Source organism: Novosphingobium sp. PhB55 (assembly GCF_004368805.1).
GTDB lineage: Bacteria > Pseudomonadota > Alphaproteobacteria > Sphingomonadales > Sphingomonadaceae > Novosphingobium.
In genome coordinates, this window is the sequence record NZ_SODQ01000003.1 from 357,662 (window position 1) to 372,389 (window position 14,728).

A 14,728-nucleotide genomic window follows, 5' to 3' on the forward strand; every position below is an offset into this window, starting at 1 on the left:
TCAGGTAGCCTTCAGTTGTACCCGCGCGCCGTCCGGCAGATCGCGGGTCTGCCGGGCGAGGTCGCCGGTCAGGTAGATCAGGTCGACGAGGTCGATCCGGACCAGGTTTTCATGCCCATAGTCGCCGGACAGGATCGCGGAAAGCGTCCGGCTATAGACTTCCCCCAGGACCGTCAGGCCAAGCCGCTGCGTGGCCGCATCGACCAGCGCATCGGCGCGCCAGATGGCCTTGGTTTCGGGTAGCGCCATGTGGCGCCGCGCCGCGGATTCGTCTCCCAGAGGAGTCACGGCCAGGATATCGGGATCGACGTAGTGGAACGTTCCCTTGCGGTCGATCGCCAGCAGGTGCCCCATCAGGCTCTGGCCGGCGATCTCGGCGAAGTCCACGCCGGTCCAGCCCCAGGCCAGGTTCAGGGCGTGGAGCGCCCTGGCCGGCTCGGCTACCGTCATTTCAACCCTTCCAGCATCAGCTTCGCAGTCGCCTTGGCCGAACCGACGACGCCGGGAATGCCCGCGCCGGGATGGCAGCCGGCACCCACCAAGTAGAAGTTCTTCAGCTTGTCGTCGCGGTTGTGGCCGCGGAAATAGGCGCTCTGGGTTAGCAGCGGTTCGAGGCTGAAGCCGTTGCCGTTATAGGCGCCAAGGTCGCTTTCGAAGTCCGGCGGGGCGTAGTGGAAGCTGGTGACGATGCGGTCGTCGATGTCCGGGATCAGCCTGCGGCCGACTTCGGCCAGGATCCGCTTTTCCAGGATCGGGCCGACTTCCGCCCAGTCGATCGGCAGCTTGCCCATGTTGGCCACGGGGACCAGCGCGTAGAACGTGCTCTTGCCCGCCGGGGCCATCGATGGGTCGGTGACGGTCGGGTGATGGAGGTAGATCGAGAAGTCGCGCGGCAGCACGCCGTGTTCGAAGATGTCGTCGAGCAGGCCCTTGTAGCGCGGGCCGAACAGGATCGTATGGTGCGGGATGCCGGGCCAGGTGCCTTCCAGGCCGAAATGGACCACGAAGAGGCTGGGGGAGAAGCGCTTCTTCTTCAGCTTGTGCGCCATGTCCTGCCCGCGCTGGTTGCCCGAGAGCAGCTCGCGGTAGGTATGCATGATGTCGCCATTGCTGGCGATCGCGTCGAAGCGCTGCTTCCAGCCGCTTTCGGTTTCGACCTCGGTGACCTGATCGCCCAGCGTGTGGATCTGCACGACCTTTTCGCCGAGGCGCAGCGTTCCGCCCAGCCGCTCGAACAGGCGGGCCATGCCTTGCGCCAGCTTGTTGGTGCCGCCCCGCGCCCACCAGACCCCGCCGTCCTTTTCCAGCTTGTGGATCAGGGCGTAGATCGCGCTGGTGGTCATCGGGTTGCCGCCCACCAGCAGGGTGTGGAACGAGAGCGCCTGGCGCAAGTGCTCGTCCTTCACATAGTGGCTGACCATCGAATAGACCGAGCGCCACGCCTGGTAGCGGGCCAGCGCCGGGGCGGCTTTCACCATGCTGGAGAAATCGAGGAAGGCCTCGTGCCCCAGCTTGACGTAGCCTTCCTGGTAGACCCCGGCGGCGTAGCGCACGAATTCGTCGTAGCCTGCCGCATCCCGCGGGGCGACGCGGGCGATCTCGCGGCGCAGGGCCACTTCGTCGTTCGAATAGTCGAAGGTGACGCCGTCGGTCCAGTTGAGCCGGTAGAACGGCATGACCGGCATCAGGTCGACGTCGTCCGCCATGTCCTGCGAGGAGAGCGTCCACAGTTCGCGCAGGGCATCGGGATCGGTGATGACGGTGGGGCCGGCGTCGAAGGTGAAGCCCTCGCGCTCCCAGACGTAGGCGCGGCCGCCCACTTTGTCGCGCGCTTCCACCAGCGTGGTCTCGATGCCGGAGGTCTGCAGCCGGATGGCAAGGGAGAGACCGCCGAAGCCGGCGCCGATGACACAGGCCTTCTTCATCGGTTACGGCTTTCGGTTGCGGGCGCAAGGTCCGCCAGCGGATAGCCGTGTCCTGCAAGGCTGGCCATCGCCGCGCCCAGCGGCACCGGCGGCTTGCCCGCCAGCACGCGCGCCATGTCGGCCAGGGCGGGACGGCCCGCGTAGAAGCGCTCGATCAGCGTTTCGGGAAGGGTGTAGAACCGCGCGAGCACGGCCCGGCGTTCCTCCGGGCGCGCGGCCCCGAAAAGCATGCGCGTCAACATCCGGTAAAAGCGCCCCCCGCGCCAGTGATTTGCGGCCCATGCATGACTCGTCCTTCCTAGGCTGTCGCCGGAGAGGTTGTCGAGAGTGGTCAGGTGCATGGCAAATCTTACAGCATCGGGAAAGGAATAGGATGTCATCGGGTTAAGCAGTGCGGCGCGCGTTCCGGCCCGGGCAACGGACGGATCCGGCGCGCAGTTCCAGAACTTCTCGAAATCGCCGCCCGCGATGACCGGCAGCACGCCCGTCTCCTCATAGGTGACGGAATCGACATGCCAACCCATGCCCTGGGCGTAATCCCCCACGCGCTGGCGCAAGGCGGCGGCATCGAGCCGGTGGTCGCTGGAATAATAGGTGTCCTCGACGAAGACCTCGCGCGCGCCGAAAGGCAGGCAATAGACGAAACGGTAGCCGTCGAGCTGGTCGACGCGGGCATCCATCACCACCGGCCGTTCCAGGCCGTGCGGCACCGAAAGATGCAGCATCTGGCCGAGGAACTTCTGCCAGCCCCCCGCCATATGGGGCAGGCCGTGAGTACCGCGCGCGTCGATCACTGCCCGGGCATTCAGGCGCCGGCCATCGCCCAGCACGACGTGCTGCGGGCCGGCTTCGGCCACGGCCACGCCGGTGAGCAGGGCCTCGGCGGGCAGGGCGGCGCGGACCATCATGTCCAGCCGCTGGCTGGTCACGCTGGCATAAGGCGTGGCCAGCATCCGCGAGTAGCCGGGAAAGTGAACGTCGTAGCCGCTCCAGCGCCGGGCGATCAGCGGCTCCACCAGGTTGCGGTGCGCGGGCGCCACGTCGGTCTCGAAGAAGGACCAGACATGATCCCCGCCCAGCCGGTCTTCCCGCTCCACGAGGAGGACGCGCAAGTCCGGCCTGTGCCGCGCCATGGCGAGCGCGATCAGCGATCCGGCGAGGCCGCCGCCCAAAATTGCCAGATCGGAGGAAAAAGTGGCCATCGGAGTACCGTTTAAGGACAGGTTATGCCTGCCGCAACTTGGCAGGGCACGGGCTTTGCGGCATTGTGATGACAATGACCGAGGAATTGACCGTCTGCAGCGCTTCTATCGAGGATGCCGCAGCCATTACCGAGATCTATGCACACTATGTGCTCGAAAGTACCGCAACTTTCGAGACGGAGCCGCCTGACCTTGCGGAAAGCGAGCGCCGGATCCGCGATATCGTCGATGCCGGCTATCCATTCCTCGTCGTGCGCGAAGGCGGCGCGGCAGGCGAGCAGGGCCGTGTGATCGGCTTCGGCTTCGCCCATCGCTACGGCCCGCGTGCCGGTTATCGCTACAGTGTGGAGACGACGATCTACGTCGCGCCGGCCTGCATCGGGCGGGGCATCGGCGGACGCCTGCTCGCCACCTTGCTCGAAGAGTGCGAAACGCGCGGTTTCCGGCAAGCTTTCGCGGTTATTGCCGAGAGCGAACCGGCCTCTGTCGTGCTTCATGCCCGCGCGGGTTTCCGCCCGGTTGCGACGCTGGACGGGGCGGGGTGGAAGCACGGCAAGTGGCTCGACGTCTTCCTCATGCAGCGCCAGCTCGGCGAGGGCGACCAGAGCCTTCCGCAACAGGCCGCATGATCCGGGTCGGATAAAGTTCCCGAATATTTTGCCATTTTTTCAATCCATTCCGGAGGTACTCCGGGGCAACCCTTAGGGGTGTGCAGGCGTTGCGCGGGGAAACCTGACAAGGATTCCCATGCGCATACCCCTGATCGCCGCTCTCGTTTCCGGCGCCTGCATCTCCGCTTTTTCGGCAACGGCTGCCTTGGCGCAGGAGGCCGACGCTTCCGACAATGTCTATGAGCGCGATCACCTGACGATCGGCGTCGGTGCCCTCTACGGCCCGAGCTACGAAGGTTCGGACGATGAGACCTTCTCGCCCATCCCGGTGGTGCAGGGGCGGTACAAGGGCATTGAGGTGAATCCCCGTACCCGCGGCCTTGCCTTCAATCTCATCCCCTCGACCCGCGGCTCCAAGATCGACTTCTCGGCCGGTCCGGTGTTCGGCGTGTCGTTCAACCGCAACCGCCGCATCAAGGACGATGTCGTGCGCGCCGCCGGCAAGCTCGACGCCGCCATCGAGGTGGGCGGAACGGCGGGCGTGACGGTCAATCGCCTGCTCAATCCCTACGACTCCCTCACCGTTTCCGCGGATGTGAAGTGGGACGTCAACGGCGCTTACGGCGGCATGGTCTGGCAGCCGCAGGTGACCTACATGACCCCGGTCAGCAAGGCGATGGTCGTGGCGGTGAACGCCCGCGCTCACCATGCCGACGGCGACTACGCCCGCTATTACTACTCGGTGACGCCCGAGCAGTCCGCCGCGTCCGGGCTGCCGGTCTACGAAGCGAAAAGCGGCTGGGACACGGTGGGTCTGGGCGCCCTGGTCGGCTACGACCTCTCGGGCGACTTGCGCGATGGCGGCTTCGCACTGTTCGGGGCGCTCAATTACTCGGCCATGCTGAAGGACGGCAAGAACACGCCCTATACGTCGCTTCGCGGCAGTTCCGACCAGTGGACCGTCGGCGCGGGCATCGCCTACACCTTCTGAGGCGGTCCGACCGCCCTTCAGCCGCGCAGCGCGTGCCGGACGCGTTCGCGCAAGTCCGGCAGCACTTCGGCCTCGAACCAGGGGTTGCGCGCCATCCACATGCGGCTGCGCCAGGCAGGATGCGGCAGGGGGAACAGTCCCTCCGGCGCATCCCGCCATCGGTGCACGGCCTCTGTCAGGTTCGGCGCGAAACCACGCGGCAGGTAGCGCTTCTGCGCGTATTGCCCCACCAGCAGCGTGAGCCGAAGTCCCGGCAACGCCGCGAGCAGGCGGCCGTGCCAGAGCGGCGCGCAGGCCGGCTGCGGCGGCAGGTCGCCGCCTTTACCCTTGCCCGGATAGCAGAATCCCGTCGGCATATGGGCGACGAGCGCGGGATCGTAGAACGTCGCGCTGTCGATCCCGGTCCAGTCGCGCAGACGGTCGCCGCTGTCGTCATCGAAGGCGTGACCGCTGGCGTGGACCTTGCTGCCCGGCGCCTGCCCGATGATGAGCAGCCGCGCCCCGGGCGCGGCCTGCACCACCGGCCGCGGAGCGTGGGGAAGACGGTCCCCGCAGAGGCGGCAGGCACGAATGGCCGTCAGCAGGTCGGGAAGATCGGTGGCAAGCGACATTGTCCTCGTTCAGATGGCGCGCCCCTGGCCTCTCCGCAAGCTGGACCGGAATGAAAGGGCGAAATGCGGAGACCGGACGGCTCGTCGATCCTCAGGGCCGGGATGTCACATTCTCAACCAATTAAGTTGATAATACCCGCCAGCTGTCGCTAGACAGGCACATTGCATACCCAACGGAGCTTGCCCTTGAATACTCAGAACGGAACCGGCGCGCTTCCTGTCGCGATCGTGGGTGCGGGGTTCAGTGGAACCCTGCTGGCGATCAATCTCCTGCGCAACGGCGTCCGCGTCGTCCTGATCGAGCGCAAGGACGCCCAGCTCGCCAAGGGCCTGGCCTTCGGCACCCGCTGGCCCGAGCATCTGCTCAATGTCCGCGCCGCCAACATGAGCGCCTTCCCTGACGACCAGGCCAATTTCCTGCGCTGGATCGGCCATGCCGGAGACGAGCAGGCCAACCGCTTCGTGCCGCGCCTCTCCTACGGGCTCTACTTGCGCGAATTGCTGATCCGGGCGCTGGCCGATGCCGGGCAGGACGCCCTGATCGTCAACGGGGAAGCCTGTTCGACCCGCTTCGAGGACGGCCGCGTCGTCGTCGAGATGGCGGATGGGGATTCCATCGAGGCCCGGGCGCTCGTGCTGGCGCTGGGAAATTTCCCGCCTTCCCCGCACCCCGTCCTCTCCCCCATCCCCGAGGATCGCCGCTTCACCGACCCCTGGCAGTCCGGCACGCTGGAGAAGATCGACGAGATCGACCACGTCCTGCTGATCGGCACCGGGCTGACCGCGGCGGACATGGTGCTCTCGCTCGACAAGGCGGGCTTCAAGGGCCGGATCACCGCCCTTTCGCGCCGCGGGCTCAAGCCGCAGGCCCATTCGGAAAGGGGGCCCTCGGTCGATTACGTGCCAGCGCCCGAAGAGCGCGGATCGCACCTGATCGCCCGCGTTCGCAGGCGCGCAGCGGACATCGGCTGGCGCGCCGCCGTGGACGAGCTGCGTCCGCATACCCAGAATCTCTGGCGCCGCCACGATGAGGCCGGGCAGCGCCGTTTCCTGCGCCACTTGCGCCCTTACTGGGATGTCCACCGCCACCGCCTTGCCCCCGACGTTGCGCGCCGCATTGCCGAGATCGAAGCCGAAGGGCGGCTGGAATTCGTCGCCGGCAAGCTGGTCGGCGCCGAGGCGACGGACGGGGGAGTCGCCGTGACGTACCGCCCGCGCGGGGAGGACCGGCTGGTGCGGCTGGACGTCTCGCGCACCATCAACTGCACCGGGCCCGAGGGCGACCTCCTGCGCAGCGGCGCGCCGCTGGTGAAGGACCTGCTGACCCAGGGCAGGGTGCGCTCGGACGCGCACCGGCTGGGGCTGGACGTCGATCATCTCGGCCGGGTTCGAGATGGCGGCGGCGAGCCGCAGGACACGCTCTTCGCGGTCGGCCCGGTGACCAAGGGAGAGGCCTGGGAGATCGTTGCGGTGCCCGATATCCGGCGGCAGGTGTGGAACCTTGCGCGCTATCTGGCGGATGCGCACTGGGTTGGGGGTGAGGGGCTTTAAGGCAAGGAGAAGACCCGGGGGATGATCCCCCGGACCCACGGAATGTCACCGTTGCGCGCACCCTGTCCGTCGTGCGCTCCCTGCGGCGCAGCCATTATGTCTCCCGACGCAGCCATGGGCGCACTACGCTATTGGCCCGCGTGACCTGGACAGTGTTGGGGGTGCAGGGGGTGTTGACCCCCTGCTTCTCCCTTTTCCTCAGAACTCCTTGCGCAGCATGATCCCGCCGTAGCGCTTGTCGTCACGCGGGACGTAGCGGACGATCCCGGCCAGCGTGCCGTTGGCAAGGAAGTTCGAGTAGCTCTGGTTGGTGATGTTCTTCACGAAGCCGCGCAGCTGCCAGCCGTCGTTCGCGCCGATCAGCGCCACGCTGCCGTTCCAGATGTAATAGCCCGGCTGGATCGTGCCCGGCGTCTCGGTCAACTGGTACTGGGTGCGGCTCTTGAGCGTGATGTCGGTCTGCACTTCGAGGTCGATCGCGTCCGACAGGGCGAAGCGGTAGGCGGCATTGCTGTAGAGCTTCCACTTCGGCGCGAACGGCAGGACTTCGCCGTTGATGTTGCAGCTGGACGGCGCGCCTTCGGGGCAGATGAAGTTCAGCACCTTGGCGTCGGTATAGGCCACCGAGGTGTCCAGCGAGAGACCCGGGATCGGGCGCAGGCCGAAGTCGAGTTCCACGCCCTTGGTCTGCACGGTCCCGGCGTTGATCAGGCGGGTGACTTGCGCGCCGCCGACCACGTCGTTGTAGTTGGCCTGGTAGTTGTGGAACTTGGTCGAGTAGACCGCCAGCGCATACGTGATCTGGTGACCCAGCGCCGAGCCCTTGATGCCGCCCTCGAACGAGTCCGAGGTTTCCGGCTTCAGCGCGATCTCGTCCAGCGGCGTGGTCGCGTTGAGCGAGCGCATGTTGAAATAGGCGTTGTAGGCCGGGCCCTTGTAGCCGCGCGAATAAGTGAAATAGGCCTGGTTGTTCGGCAGGAAGTCCGCCTGGAGGCCGCCGCGATAGGAATCGCCGCGGGTCGAGGTGGAGCCGGCCGAATTGTGATAGGCACGGATGCCCGCCACGTCGAGCGCGGTCGATCCCGAATTGGTCGGGTCGTTGCTCGACGTGCGGACGTGGTAGTAGCTGAGGTCGTCCCAGGTCGAACGATAGCCGGCGATGGCACGCAGCCAGGGGGTGAAGTTGAAATTGGCCTCACCGAACAGGGCGTAGTTGTCGCTGGTCACTCCATAGTTCGCCACGCCCGACACCACGTTCTCGGCACCGGAAATCAGGCGGGTGAGCGTGCGTGAATAGACTTCGTCGGTCTTGGCGTGGAGGTAGTAGGCGCCCACGACGTAGTCGATGAACTTGCCCTTGGGCGAGGTCAGCCGCAGTTCCTGCGAGAACTGCTTGTTGTCCACGATGCCGCGGTCGTCGCCTTCGGGAAAAGTGGCCGAAAGCTCCGAAAGGGCGTCGTAGTCCTGGTGCTGGCGGTTCTTCCATTCGCGGTAGGCCGTGATCGAGGTGACGGTGTAGTCGCCCAGACCCCACTCCGCGGTCAGCGAGCCGCCGTAGTTCTTGTCGCGCACGTCGGTGTCGAAGTTGGTGCTGACTTCGCGGTTCTCGGCGCCGGGGGTGATGCCCTGGCCGGCGAGGAACGAGGCGAGCGCCGGGGAATTGGTCACCGCGCCGGTGGGATAGGCGATCTGGCTGGTGCGCAGGTAGACGCCGCTCGGGGTGGTGTCGTGCGAGTAGAGGTAGTCGCCCGAAAGGGTGAGCTTCAGGGTGTCGGTGGGCGTGGCTTCGATCTTGGCGCGGGCGCCGTAACGCTCGTAGCCGTTGACCTCGTTGCCGGTGGTGACGTTGCGAACGTTGCCGTCGTAATTGGCGTATAGGCCGTCGATCCGCGCGGAGACGTTCGGGGCAAGGCCGCCGGTGACGCCCGCCTTGATGCGGTATTCCTCATCGGTCGTGGCCGAACCTTCGGCGTAGGCGTGGAATTCCTGCGACGGGGCCGCGGTGACGACGCTGATGACGCCGGCTGAGGCGTTCTTGCCGAACAGTGTGCCCTGGGGGCCGCGCAGCACTTCGATGCGCGAGACTTCGCCAACGTCCAGCGTGGCCTGGCCCGGGCGGGTCAGCACGACGCCGTCGAGCACGGTGGAGACCGAGGATTCCACACCCGGCGAGGTGCTGATGGTGCCGACGCCGCGGATGAAGACCGTGCGGTCCTTGTTGGAGGCGCCGTTGCGGAAGTCGACCGAAGGCACCGTGGCGCTCAGGTCCTGGAGGTTGTGGATCGCGCGGTCGTTCAGCGATGCGCCGCTGACGGCGGTAATGGCGATCGGCACCTGCTGCAGCGATTCGTCGCGGTAGCGCGCGGTCACGACGATCTCGCCGGACGCGGTGTCCGGTGCCTCGTCGGCATAAGCGGCGGCCGGGAACAGTACCGCGGAGGCCAGCAGCAGGGTGCGGGCGGCGCGGAGCGAGGTCATGGTCATTCGGATCTCCCTTGGTCGCGCGGATCTATAGTCAACCGTTTTGGTTGAGAAAGATAGTTTTCCTTTAGTCGCCCTATGCGTGGGACGAGGTGGTGTCCTCTGCCGGGACAATCCGGGGCATGGTGAGCTGAATCCAGCCGAGTGCAAGCAGGTAGGAAACCGCAGCAAAACCGAAGAGCGGACCGTAGCCCAGCCCCGCCGCCAGCACGAGACCGGCGATCTTGCTGATCGCCGTGCCGCCGAGGTTGCCGCAGAACGCGCCGAAGCCGGTCACGCGGCCGACTTTGTGGCGCGGGGTCACGTCGGCGATCAGGCCGAACAGGTTGGTCGAGAAGCCCTGGTGCCCGGCCAGGGTCAGCGCCATCAGGCCGACGGCGGGCCAATAGCCCTCGACATGGAGCGCCAGCGGCACCGGCACCACGCAGAGCGCGGAAATCAGCATCAGCGTCTTGCGCGTGCGGTTGGCGCTCCAGCCGCTGGAAAGCAGGCGGTTGGCCGCGAAGCCCGAGATCAGCGAGCCCGCTGCCGAGCCGCAATAGGCCAGGGCCAGCGGCGGCCCCAGCTCGGTGCCGGAGAGGCCGAACTGCCGGTTGAAGTAGTCCGGCATCCAGAACAGCATCAGCCACCAGGTTGCGTCCGACAGCACTTTGGCCAGCGCGATGGTCCAGGTACGCCCTTCCTTCAGGAACAGCTTGTCGCCCGAAACAAGGTTGCCTTCCACCGTCGGCTGGCGGTCGCCGAAGTCCACCCCGCGCGACGCCAGGAGCCAGGCCGCGACCCAGAACAGGCCGACCACGCCCGCCAGCACGAAGGCGGCGCGCCAGCCCCAGACCGCCGCGACAACCGGGATCGCCAGCGGCGCCAGGATCGCGCCAAGGCTGTTCATCGCATTCGAAAGCCCGAAGCCAAGAGAGCGCAAGTTCGGCGGGAAGATCGTGGCGATGGTCTTCACACCGGCGGGTGTGCCCATCGACTCCGTGGCGCCCAGCCCGACGCGGCAGAGCACGAACTGGCTGAAACTGTGCGCCCAGCCATGAGTCATCGCCGCCAGCGACCACGCCGCCACGCCCGCCGCATTGGCCCATTTCGCACCCAGCCGGTCCACCAGCCACCCCGCCGCGAGGAAGCCGAACGCCGCGCCGGCCTGGAACCAGGCGGCCAGGGTGCCGTAGTCGTCGTCGCTCCAGCCGAGATCGGCGGCGATCGTCGGCTTCAGTACCGAGATGATCTGGCGATCCACGAGATTGAGCACGCCCGCCGTCAGCGCGAGAGCGAACAGCAGCCAGCGGCGGCGCGGGGACAGGGTCATGCGCGGCACGTCCGGGCTTTGGGGAAAATCTGCATCCCGGATCGTCTAGCGATGGGGGAGAGCAGGGGCGAACAAGAAATTCTAGGGCGGAGAGGGAAGAGAAATCCTGGGGGATGATCCCCCAGTCCCTCGGAATGTCGATGCTGTGCGCCGCCTATGCGTCGTGCGCTCCCTGCGGCGCAGCTTGTATGTTGCCGACGCAGTCAATGTCCGCCCCGGCGTCTTATTCTCTCCCAACACTCGTCATTGCGAGGAGGCGAAGCCGACGCGGCAATCCAGAGCGGCGCGGAACCGCTCTGGATTGCTTCGCTGCGCTCGCAATGACGAAGGTTGGCTGGGGTATTGAGGTTTGGCGTGCGTTAAAAAACCAGCGGCCCGTGATCGATCCGGGGTAGCACATGCCGCGCGAACAGGTCCGCCTCGCGCGCATGGGGGTAGCCGGAGAGGATGAAGGCATCGATCCCGGCCTCGCGATAGGCCTGGAGCTTGGCCAGCACCTGATCCGGATCGCCGACGATCGCCGCGCCGCAGCCCGAGCGGGCGCGGCCGATGCCGGTCCAGAGGTTGTCCTCGGCATAGCCGTCGTCGCTGGCGGTTTCCCGCAATGCCGCCTGCGCCTGCACGCCGACCGACTGCGAATCCAGCGAACGCGCACGGATCGCGGCGCCTTCCGCGGCATCGAGGCGCGAGAGCAGGCGGTCGGCCGCGCCGCGGGCTTCCACTTCGGTCTCGCGCACGATGACGTGGACGCGGTAGCCGAAGCGCATGGTGCGGCCGTATTGCGCGGCGCGGGCGCGCATGTCGGCGATGGTTTCCTTCACCGCCTCCATCCGGTCCGGCCACATCAGGTAGACGTCGCAGCCCTTGGCGGCCACTTCGCGGGCGGGTTCGGACAGGCCGCCGAAGTAGAGCGGCGGGCACTTCGAACCCGGCGCGATCATGCGCGGTGCGTCGAGCTTGAGGTTCCAGAACCGGCCCTGATGGGCGAGCGACCGGCCCGAGAGCAGGGTGCGCAGGATCTCGATGGCCTCGGTGGTGCGTTCGTAGCGGGCGGGGCCGTCGAGGGTTTCGCCGGGCATCTCGCTGGAGATCACGTTGATGTTCAGGCGGCCGCCGCCCTCGCGGCCACCGAGGATCTGGTCGATCGTGGCGATCTGGCGCGCAAGCTGGGCGGGCCACATCTCGCCGATGCGCACGGCCATCAGCAGCTTGATGCGGCGGACCTCGGCGGCGATGGCGGCGGCAAAGGCGGTGGTGTCGATGCCGAGCGCATAGCCGGAAGGCAGCAGCACATTGTCGAACCCGCCTTCCTCGGCGGCCATGACGATGTTGCGGCAATGCTCCCAGCTGGAGCGCAGCATCGGATCCGGCTGGCCGAGGAACTCGTAGTCATCATCGCAGAGCGCCGAAAACCAGCTGATCTCGCAAGGGGCCAGCGCGCTCACGGCAGGCGCGCTCCCATCGCGGCTTCCAGCACCGCATACCATTCCGGCGCGGTCCATTCGACCTTCAGCGCATCGCGCGAGGCGAGGATGCGCTCGGGCGTCTGCGAGCCGACGATGGGAATGGCGCGCGAGGGGTGCGCCATGATCCACGATAGCGCGGCGGCGGCGGCATCGGTGCCGTAGCGCGCGCCCTGCGCGGCGATGAGTTTTGCCACCGGGTCTTCCGAACCGGCTGCAAGGCGCCCACCGCCCAGCGGCGACCACGCCAGCACCGCCACGTCGCGGGCCATCGCCTGATCGAGCGTGCCGTCATAGAGCGGCGCATAGCGCGCGGCCGAGAACTCGGGCTGGGTCGAGACGATGGGGAAGGGCAGGTAGGCCTGGAGCGCCTCGAATTCGGCCGGGCTGTAGTTGGAAACGCCGATCGCCTTGACCTTGCCGCTCTCCACCATGGCGGCGAGGGTTTCGGCCACGTCGCGCGGGTGGGCCAGGAAGTCGCGGCGGTGGATCTGGTAGAGTTCGACCGAGGGCAGGCCGAGGCGTTCGAGCGAGGCTGCGAGCGCCTTGTTCAGGTAGTTCGGGCTCGAATCGTAAGGCACGCCCAGGACGATGCCGCCCTTGGTGGCGATGGTCATCCGGTCGCGCAGGTCCGGGCGGGCGGCGAGCGCCTTGCCCAGCAGCAGTTCCGCGCCGCCGAAGCCGAGCGCGGCGTCGCAGCCGTAGATGTCGGCGGTGTCGAACAGGGTCACGCCTGCCTCAAGCGCCGCCTCGATGCGGGCGACGATGGCGCCGATGTCGTCGTTACCGTCGGGTCGGGCGAGCCGCCACATGCCCCAGGCAATCGGGAAAACGGAAATTCCGCTCTTGCCGAGCGGGACGGGTTGGGCCGATAGGCGCATCGTCGATGGGGAGGTCATGGATCGCCACATGGCACACGGAGTTGCGAAATGGTAGATACGCTGCGTTACGGAATTGTCGGAACCGGGATGATGGGTGTCGAGCACATCCACAATCTCAAGATCCTCGAAGGCGCCGAAGTGGTCGCCATCGCCGATCCCGAGCCGACCTCGCTCGGCTGGGCCAAGGATGCCCTGGGCGAGAAGGCCGAGGGCGTGGCGGAATATGCCGACAGCGCCAGCATGATCGCCAATGCCGGGCTCGATGCCGTGGTGGTCGTCTCGCCCAATTTCACGCACCGTGCGGTGCTGGAGCCGCTGCTGGACAGCGACGTGGCGATCCTCTGCGAAAAGCCGCTCTGCACGACGATGGAAGACGCCCGCTGGGTGATGGAGAGAGCCGAGGCCCGCAAGGCGCCGTTCTGGACGGGCATGGAATACCGCTTCAGTCCGCCCGCCAAGGCCTTCATCGACGAGATCCACGGCGGCAAGGTCGGCCGTCTGCAGATGCTCTCGATCCGCGAACATCGCTTCCCGTTCCTGGTGAAAGTGCGCGACTGGAACCGTTTCTCGGTCAACACCGGCGGCACCATGGTGGAGAAGTGCTGCCACTTCTTCGACCTCATGCGCTTGATCACCCGTTCGGAGCCGGTGCGCGTCTATTGCTCGGGCGCGATGGACGTGAACCACGTGGATGAGCGCTATGACGGCCGCCAGCCCGACATCATCGACAACAGCTTCACCACGGTCGATTTCGCGGACGGCAGCCGCGCGCTGCTCGACCTCTGCATGTTCGCCGAGGGCGCCGAGCATCAGGAAGAGATGAGCGCGACCGGCGACAAGGGCCGCCTCGACGTGCTGATCCCGCCGGGCGATCTCGTCTGGTCGCCGCGCGTGCCGTGGCCGGGTCCGAAGGCGGTCGAGCGTTGGCACGTCGCGGTGGACGAAGCGGCGATGGATGCCGGCTCGCACCACGGCGCGACGTTCTACCAGCACGAGGCCTTCGCCCGCGCCGTTCGCGGCGAGGGCGAAGTGCAGGTAACCGCGCGCGACGGGTTGATGGCCGTGGCCATCGGCGCGGCGGCGGAACTCAGCGCGCGCGAGAAGCGCGTGGTGGAGATGGCCGAACTGCTGGGCTGAAGCACAGGCGCTAAATGCTGATTTGAAGAAGGCGTTGAAGAAGGCGTCGTCCCGAACTTGATCCGGGACCGCTGGCAGAGCCGCGCCCAATGTTCAGCGGGGCGCCGTTCTGCCATTTAGCGCCTAAAGAACCGCCAGCGGTCCCGGATCAAGTCCGGGACGACGTGTTTCTCTCCCCAACCTTTCGTCATTGCGAGCGTAGCGAAGCAATCCAGAGTCGCGCAGAGCCGCTCTGGATTGCTTCGCTACGCTCGCAATGACGAAGGGGGAGGGGGGAGGGGCGCGCTTTTTCCTGCATCCTCTCCCTACCTCCAACGCCCGAACACGCGGGCGCCGGACGGAGAGACCGGTTCCCGGCCAAGGCAAAATAAGTTCGGCGACCATTTGGCGCGAAACCGCGATCCCGACGATCAATGGGCTCCAGACCCGCGGAAATGCAGGCAACCGGCCGGAAAATGTCCGGAATTCCGCTTTGTGGAACTGTTGCACAGCCGTCACATATCGACCCACTTGCGCCCGGGATATACCCCTAATGGGCAACTTTGACCGTAGGATCGCCGTTT

General features: G+C 66.6%; 12 protein-coding genes. 4 read left to right on the forward strand and 8 right to left on the reverse strand.

The features are described 5' to 3' along the window. The 3 genes from EDF57_RS09130 to crtY are packed head-to-tail and all read right to left on the reverse strand — an operon-like array spanning nt 1 to nt 3,127. On the reverse strand, nt 1-450 hold the full coding sequence (locus EDF57_RS09130; protein WP_132268421.1) for a hypothetical protein: 450 nt from the start codon (nt 448-450) through the stop codon (nt 1-3). Further along, the gene (locus tag EDF57_RS09135) at nt 447-1,925 is read right to left on the reverse strand and encodes a phytoene desaturase (protein ID WP_134093969.1); all 1,479 of its coding nucleotides are present in this window, start codon (nt 1,923-1,925) and stop codon (nt 447-449) included. Before EDF57_RS09135 ends, EDF57_RS09130 begins: the two co-directional genes overlap by 4 nt. Further along, a complete protein-coding gene (crtY, locus tag EDF57_RS09140) occupies nt 1,922-3,127 on the reverse strand; it encodes a lycopene beta-cyclase CrtY (RefSeq protein WP_134093970.1) in 1,206 nt (401 codons plus the stop codon). The genes EDF57_RS09135 and crtY overlap by 4 nt, the downstream gene beginning before the upstream one ends. A gap of 74 nt (nt 3,128-3,201) precedes the next feature. Here crtY and EDF57_RS09145 point away from each other — a divergent pair, with 74 nt between their 5' ends. Together EDF57_RS09145 and EDF57_RS09150 are read left to right on the forward strand one after the other, a co-directional pair. Then, a complete protein-coding gene (locus EDF57_RS09145) occupies nt 3,202-3,756 on the forward strand; it encodes a GNAT family N-acetyltransferase (protein ID WP_132268427.1) in 555 nt (184 codons plus the stop codon). Nucleotides 3,757-3,874: 118 nt separating this feature from the next. Beyond that, complete coding sequence (locus EDF57_RS09150) at nt 3,875-4,729, forward strand: MipA/OmpV family protein (protein ID WP_134093971.1); 855 nt, start codon at nt 3,875-3,877, stop codon at nt 4,727-4,729. A gap of 17 nt (nt 4,730-4,746) precedes the next feature. Here EDF57_RS09150 and EDF57_RS09155 read toward each other — a convergent pair whose 3' ends face one another. Continuing rightward, the gene (locus EDF57_RS09155; RefSeq protein ID WP_134093972.1) at nt 4,747-5,340 is read right to left on the reverse strand and encodes a uracil-DNA glycosylase family protein; all 594 of its coding nucleotides are present in this window, start codon (nt 5,338-5,340) and stop codon (nt 4,747-4,749) included. A 186-nt stretch (nt 5,341-5,526) separates the two neighbouring features. On the opposite strand from EDF57_RS09155, the gene EDF57_RS09160 reads away from it, so the two are divergent. Continuing rightward, complete coding sequence (locus EDF57_RS09160) at nt 5,527-6,891, forward strand: FAD/NAD(P)-binding protein (RefSeq protein WP_134093973.1); 1,365 nt, start codon at nt 5,527-5,529, stop codon at nt 6,889-6,891. Nucleotides 6,892-7,089: 198 nt separating this feature from the next. Here EDF57_RS09160 and EDF57_RS09165 read toward each other — a convergent pair whose 3' ends face one another. From EDF57_RS09165 to EDF57_RS09180, 4 genes are all read right to left on the reverse strand, one after another. Further along, on the reverse strand, nt 7,090-9,375 hold the full coding sequence (locus tag EDF57_RS09165) for a TonB-dependent receptor (protein WP_134093974.1): 2,286 nt from the start codon (nt 9,373-9,375) through the stop codon (nt 7,090-7,092). A gap of 73 nt (nt 9,376-9,448) precedes the next feature. Continuing rightward, a complete protein-coding gene (locus EDF57_RS09170; protein ID WP_208324826.1) occupies nt 9,449-10,684 on the reverse strand; it encodes an MFS transporter in 1,236 nt (411 codons plus the stop codon). Nucleotides 10,685-11,043: 359 nt separating this feature from the next. Next, nucleotides 11,044-12,129: an LLM class flavin-dependent oxidoreductase gene (locus tag EDF57_RS09175; RefSeq protein WP_134093976.1), complete on the reverse strand. Its 1,086-nt coding sequence runs from the start codon at nt 12,127-12,129 to the stop codon at nt 11,044-11,046. Beyond that, the gene (locus EDF57_RS09180) at nt 12,126-13,046 is read right to left on the reverse strand and encodes an aldo/keto reductase (RefSeq protein ID WP_243840971.1); all 921 of its coding nucleotides are present in this window, start codon (nt 13,044-13,046) and stop codon (nt 12,126-12,128) included. The genes EDF57_RS09175 and EDF57_RS09180 overlap by 4 nt, the downstream gene beginning before the upstream one ends. Before the next feature lie 30 nt (nt 13,047-13,076). Between EDF57_RS09180 and EDF57_RS09185 the strand changes: the two genes are divergently transcribed. Further along, nucleotides 13,077-14,165, forward strand: a complete 1,089-nt coding sequence (locus EDF57_RS09185; protein ID WP_208324827.1) for a Gfo/Idh/MocA family oxidoreductase — start codon at nt 13,077-13,079, stop codon at nt 14,163-14,165. Nucleotides 14,166-14,728 lie beyond the last annotated feature (563 nt).

Excerpts from the sequence above, each read along its gene's own strand:
- EDF57_RS09130 (WP_132268421.1), bottom strand. The coding sequence starts at position 450 with ATGACGGTAGCCGAGCCGGCCAGGGCGCTCCACGCCCTGAACCTGGCC.
- EDF57_RS09135 (WP_134093969.1), bottom strand. The coding sequence starts at position 1,925 with ATGAAGAAGGCCTGTGTCATCGGCGCCGGCTTCGGCGGTCTCTCCCTT.
- crtY (WP_134093970.1), bottom strand. The coding sequence starts at position 3,127 with ATGGCCACTTTTTCCTCCGATCTGGCAATTTTGGGCGGCGGCCTCGCC.
- EDF57_RS09145 (WP_132268427.1), top strand. The coding sequence starts at position 3,202 with ATGACCGAGGAATTGACCGTCTGCAGCGCTTCTATCGAGGATGCCGCA.
- EDF57_RS09150 (WP_134093971.1), top strand. The coding sequence starts at position 3,875 with ATGCGCATACCCCTGATCGCCGCTCTCGTTTCCGGCGCCTGCATCTCC.
- EDF57_RS09155 (WP_134093972.1), bottom strand. The coding sequence starts at position 5,340 with ATGTCGCTTGCCACCGATCTTCCCGACCTGCTGACGGCCATTCGTGCC.
- EDF57_RS09165 (WP_134093974.1), bottom strand. The coding sequence starts at position 9,375 with ATGACCATGACCTCGCTCCGCGCCGCCCGCACCCTGCTGCTGGCCTCC.
- EDF57_RS09170 (WP_208324826.1), bottom strand. The coding sequence starts at position 10,684 with ATGACCCTGTCCCCGCGCCGCCGCTGGCTGCTGTTCGCTCTCGCGCTG.
- EDF57_RS09180 (WP_243840971.1), bottom strand. The coding sequence starts at position 13,046 with ATGACCTCCCCATCGACGATGCGCCTATCGGCCCAACCCGTCCCGCTC.
- EDF57_RS09185 (WP_208324827.1), top strand. The coding sequence starts at position 13,077 with ATGGTAGATACGCTGCGTTACGGAATTGTCGGAACCGGGATGATGGGT.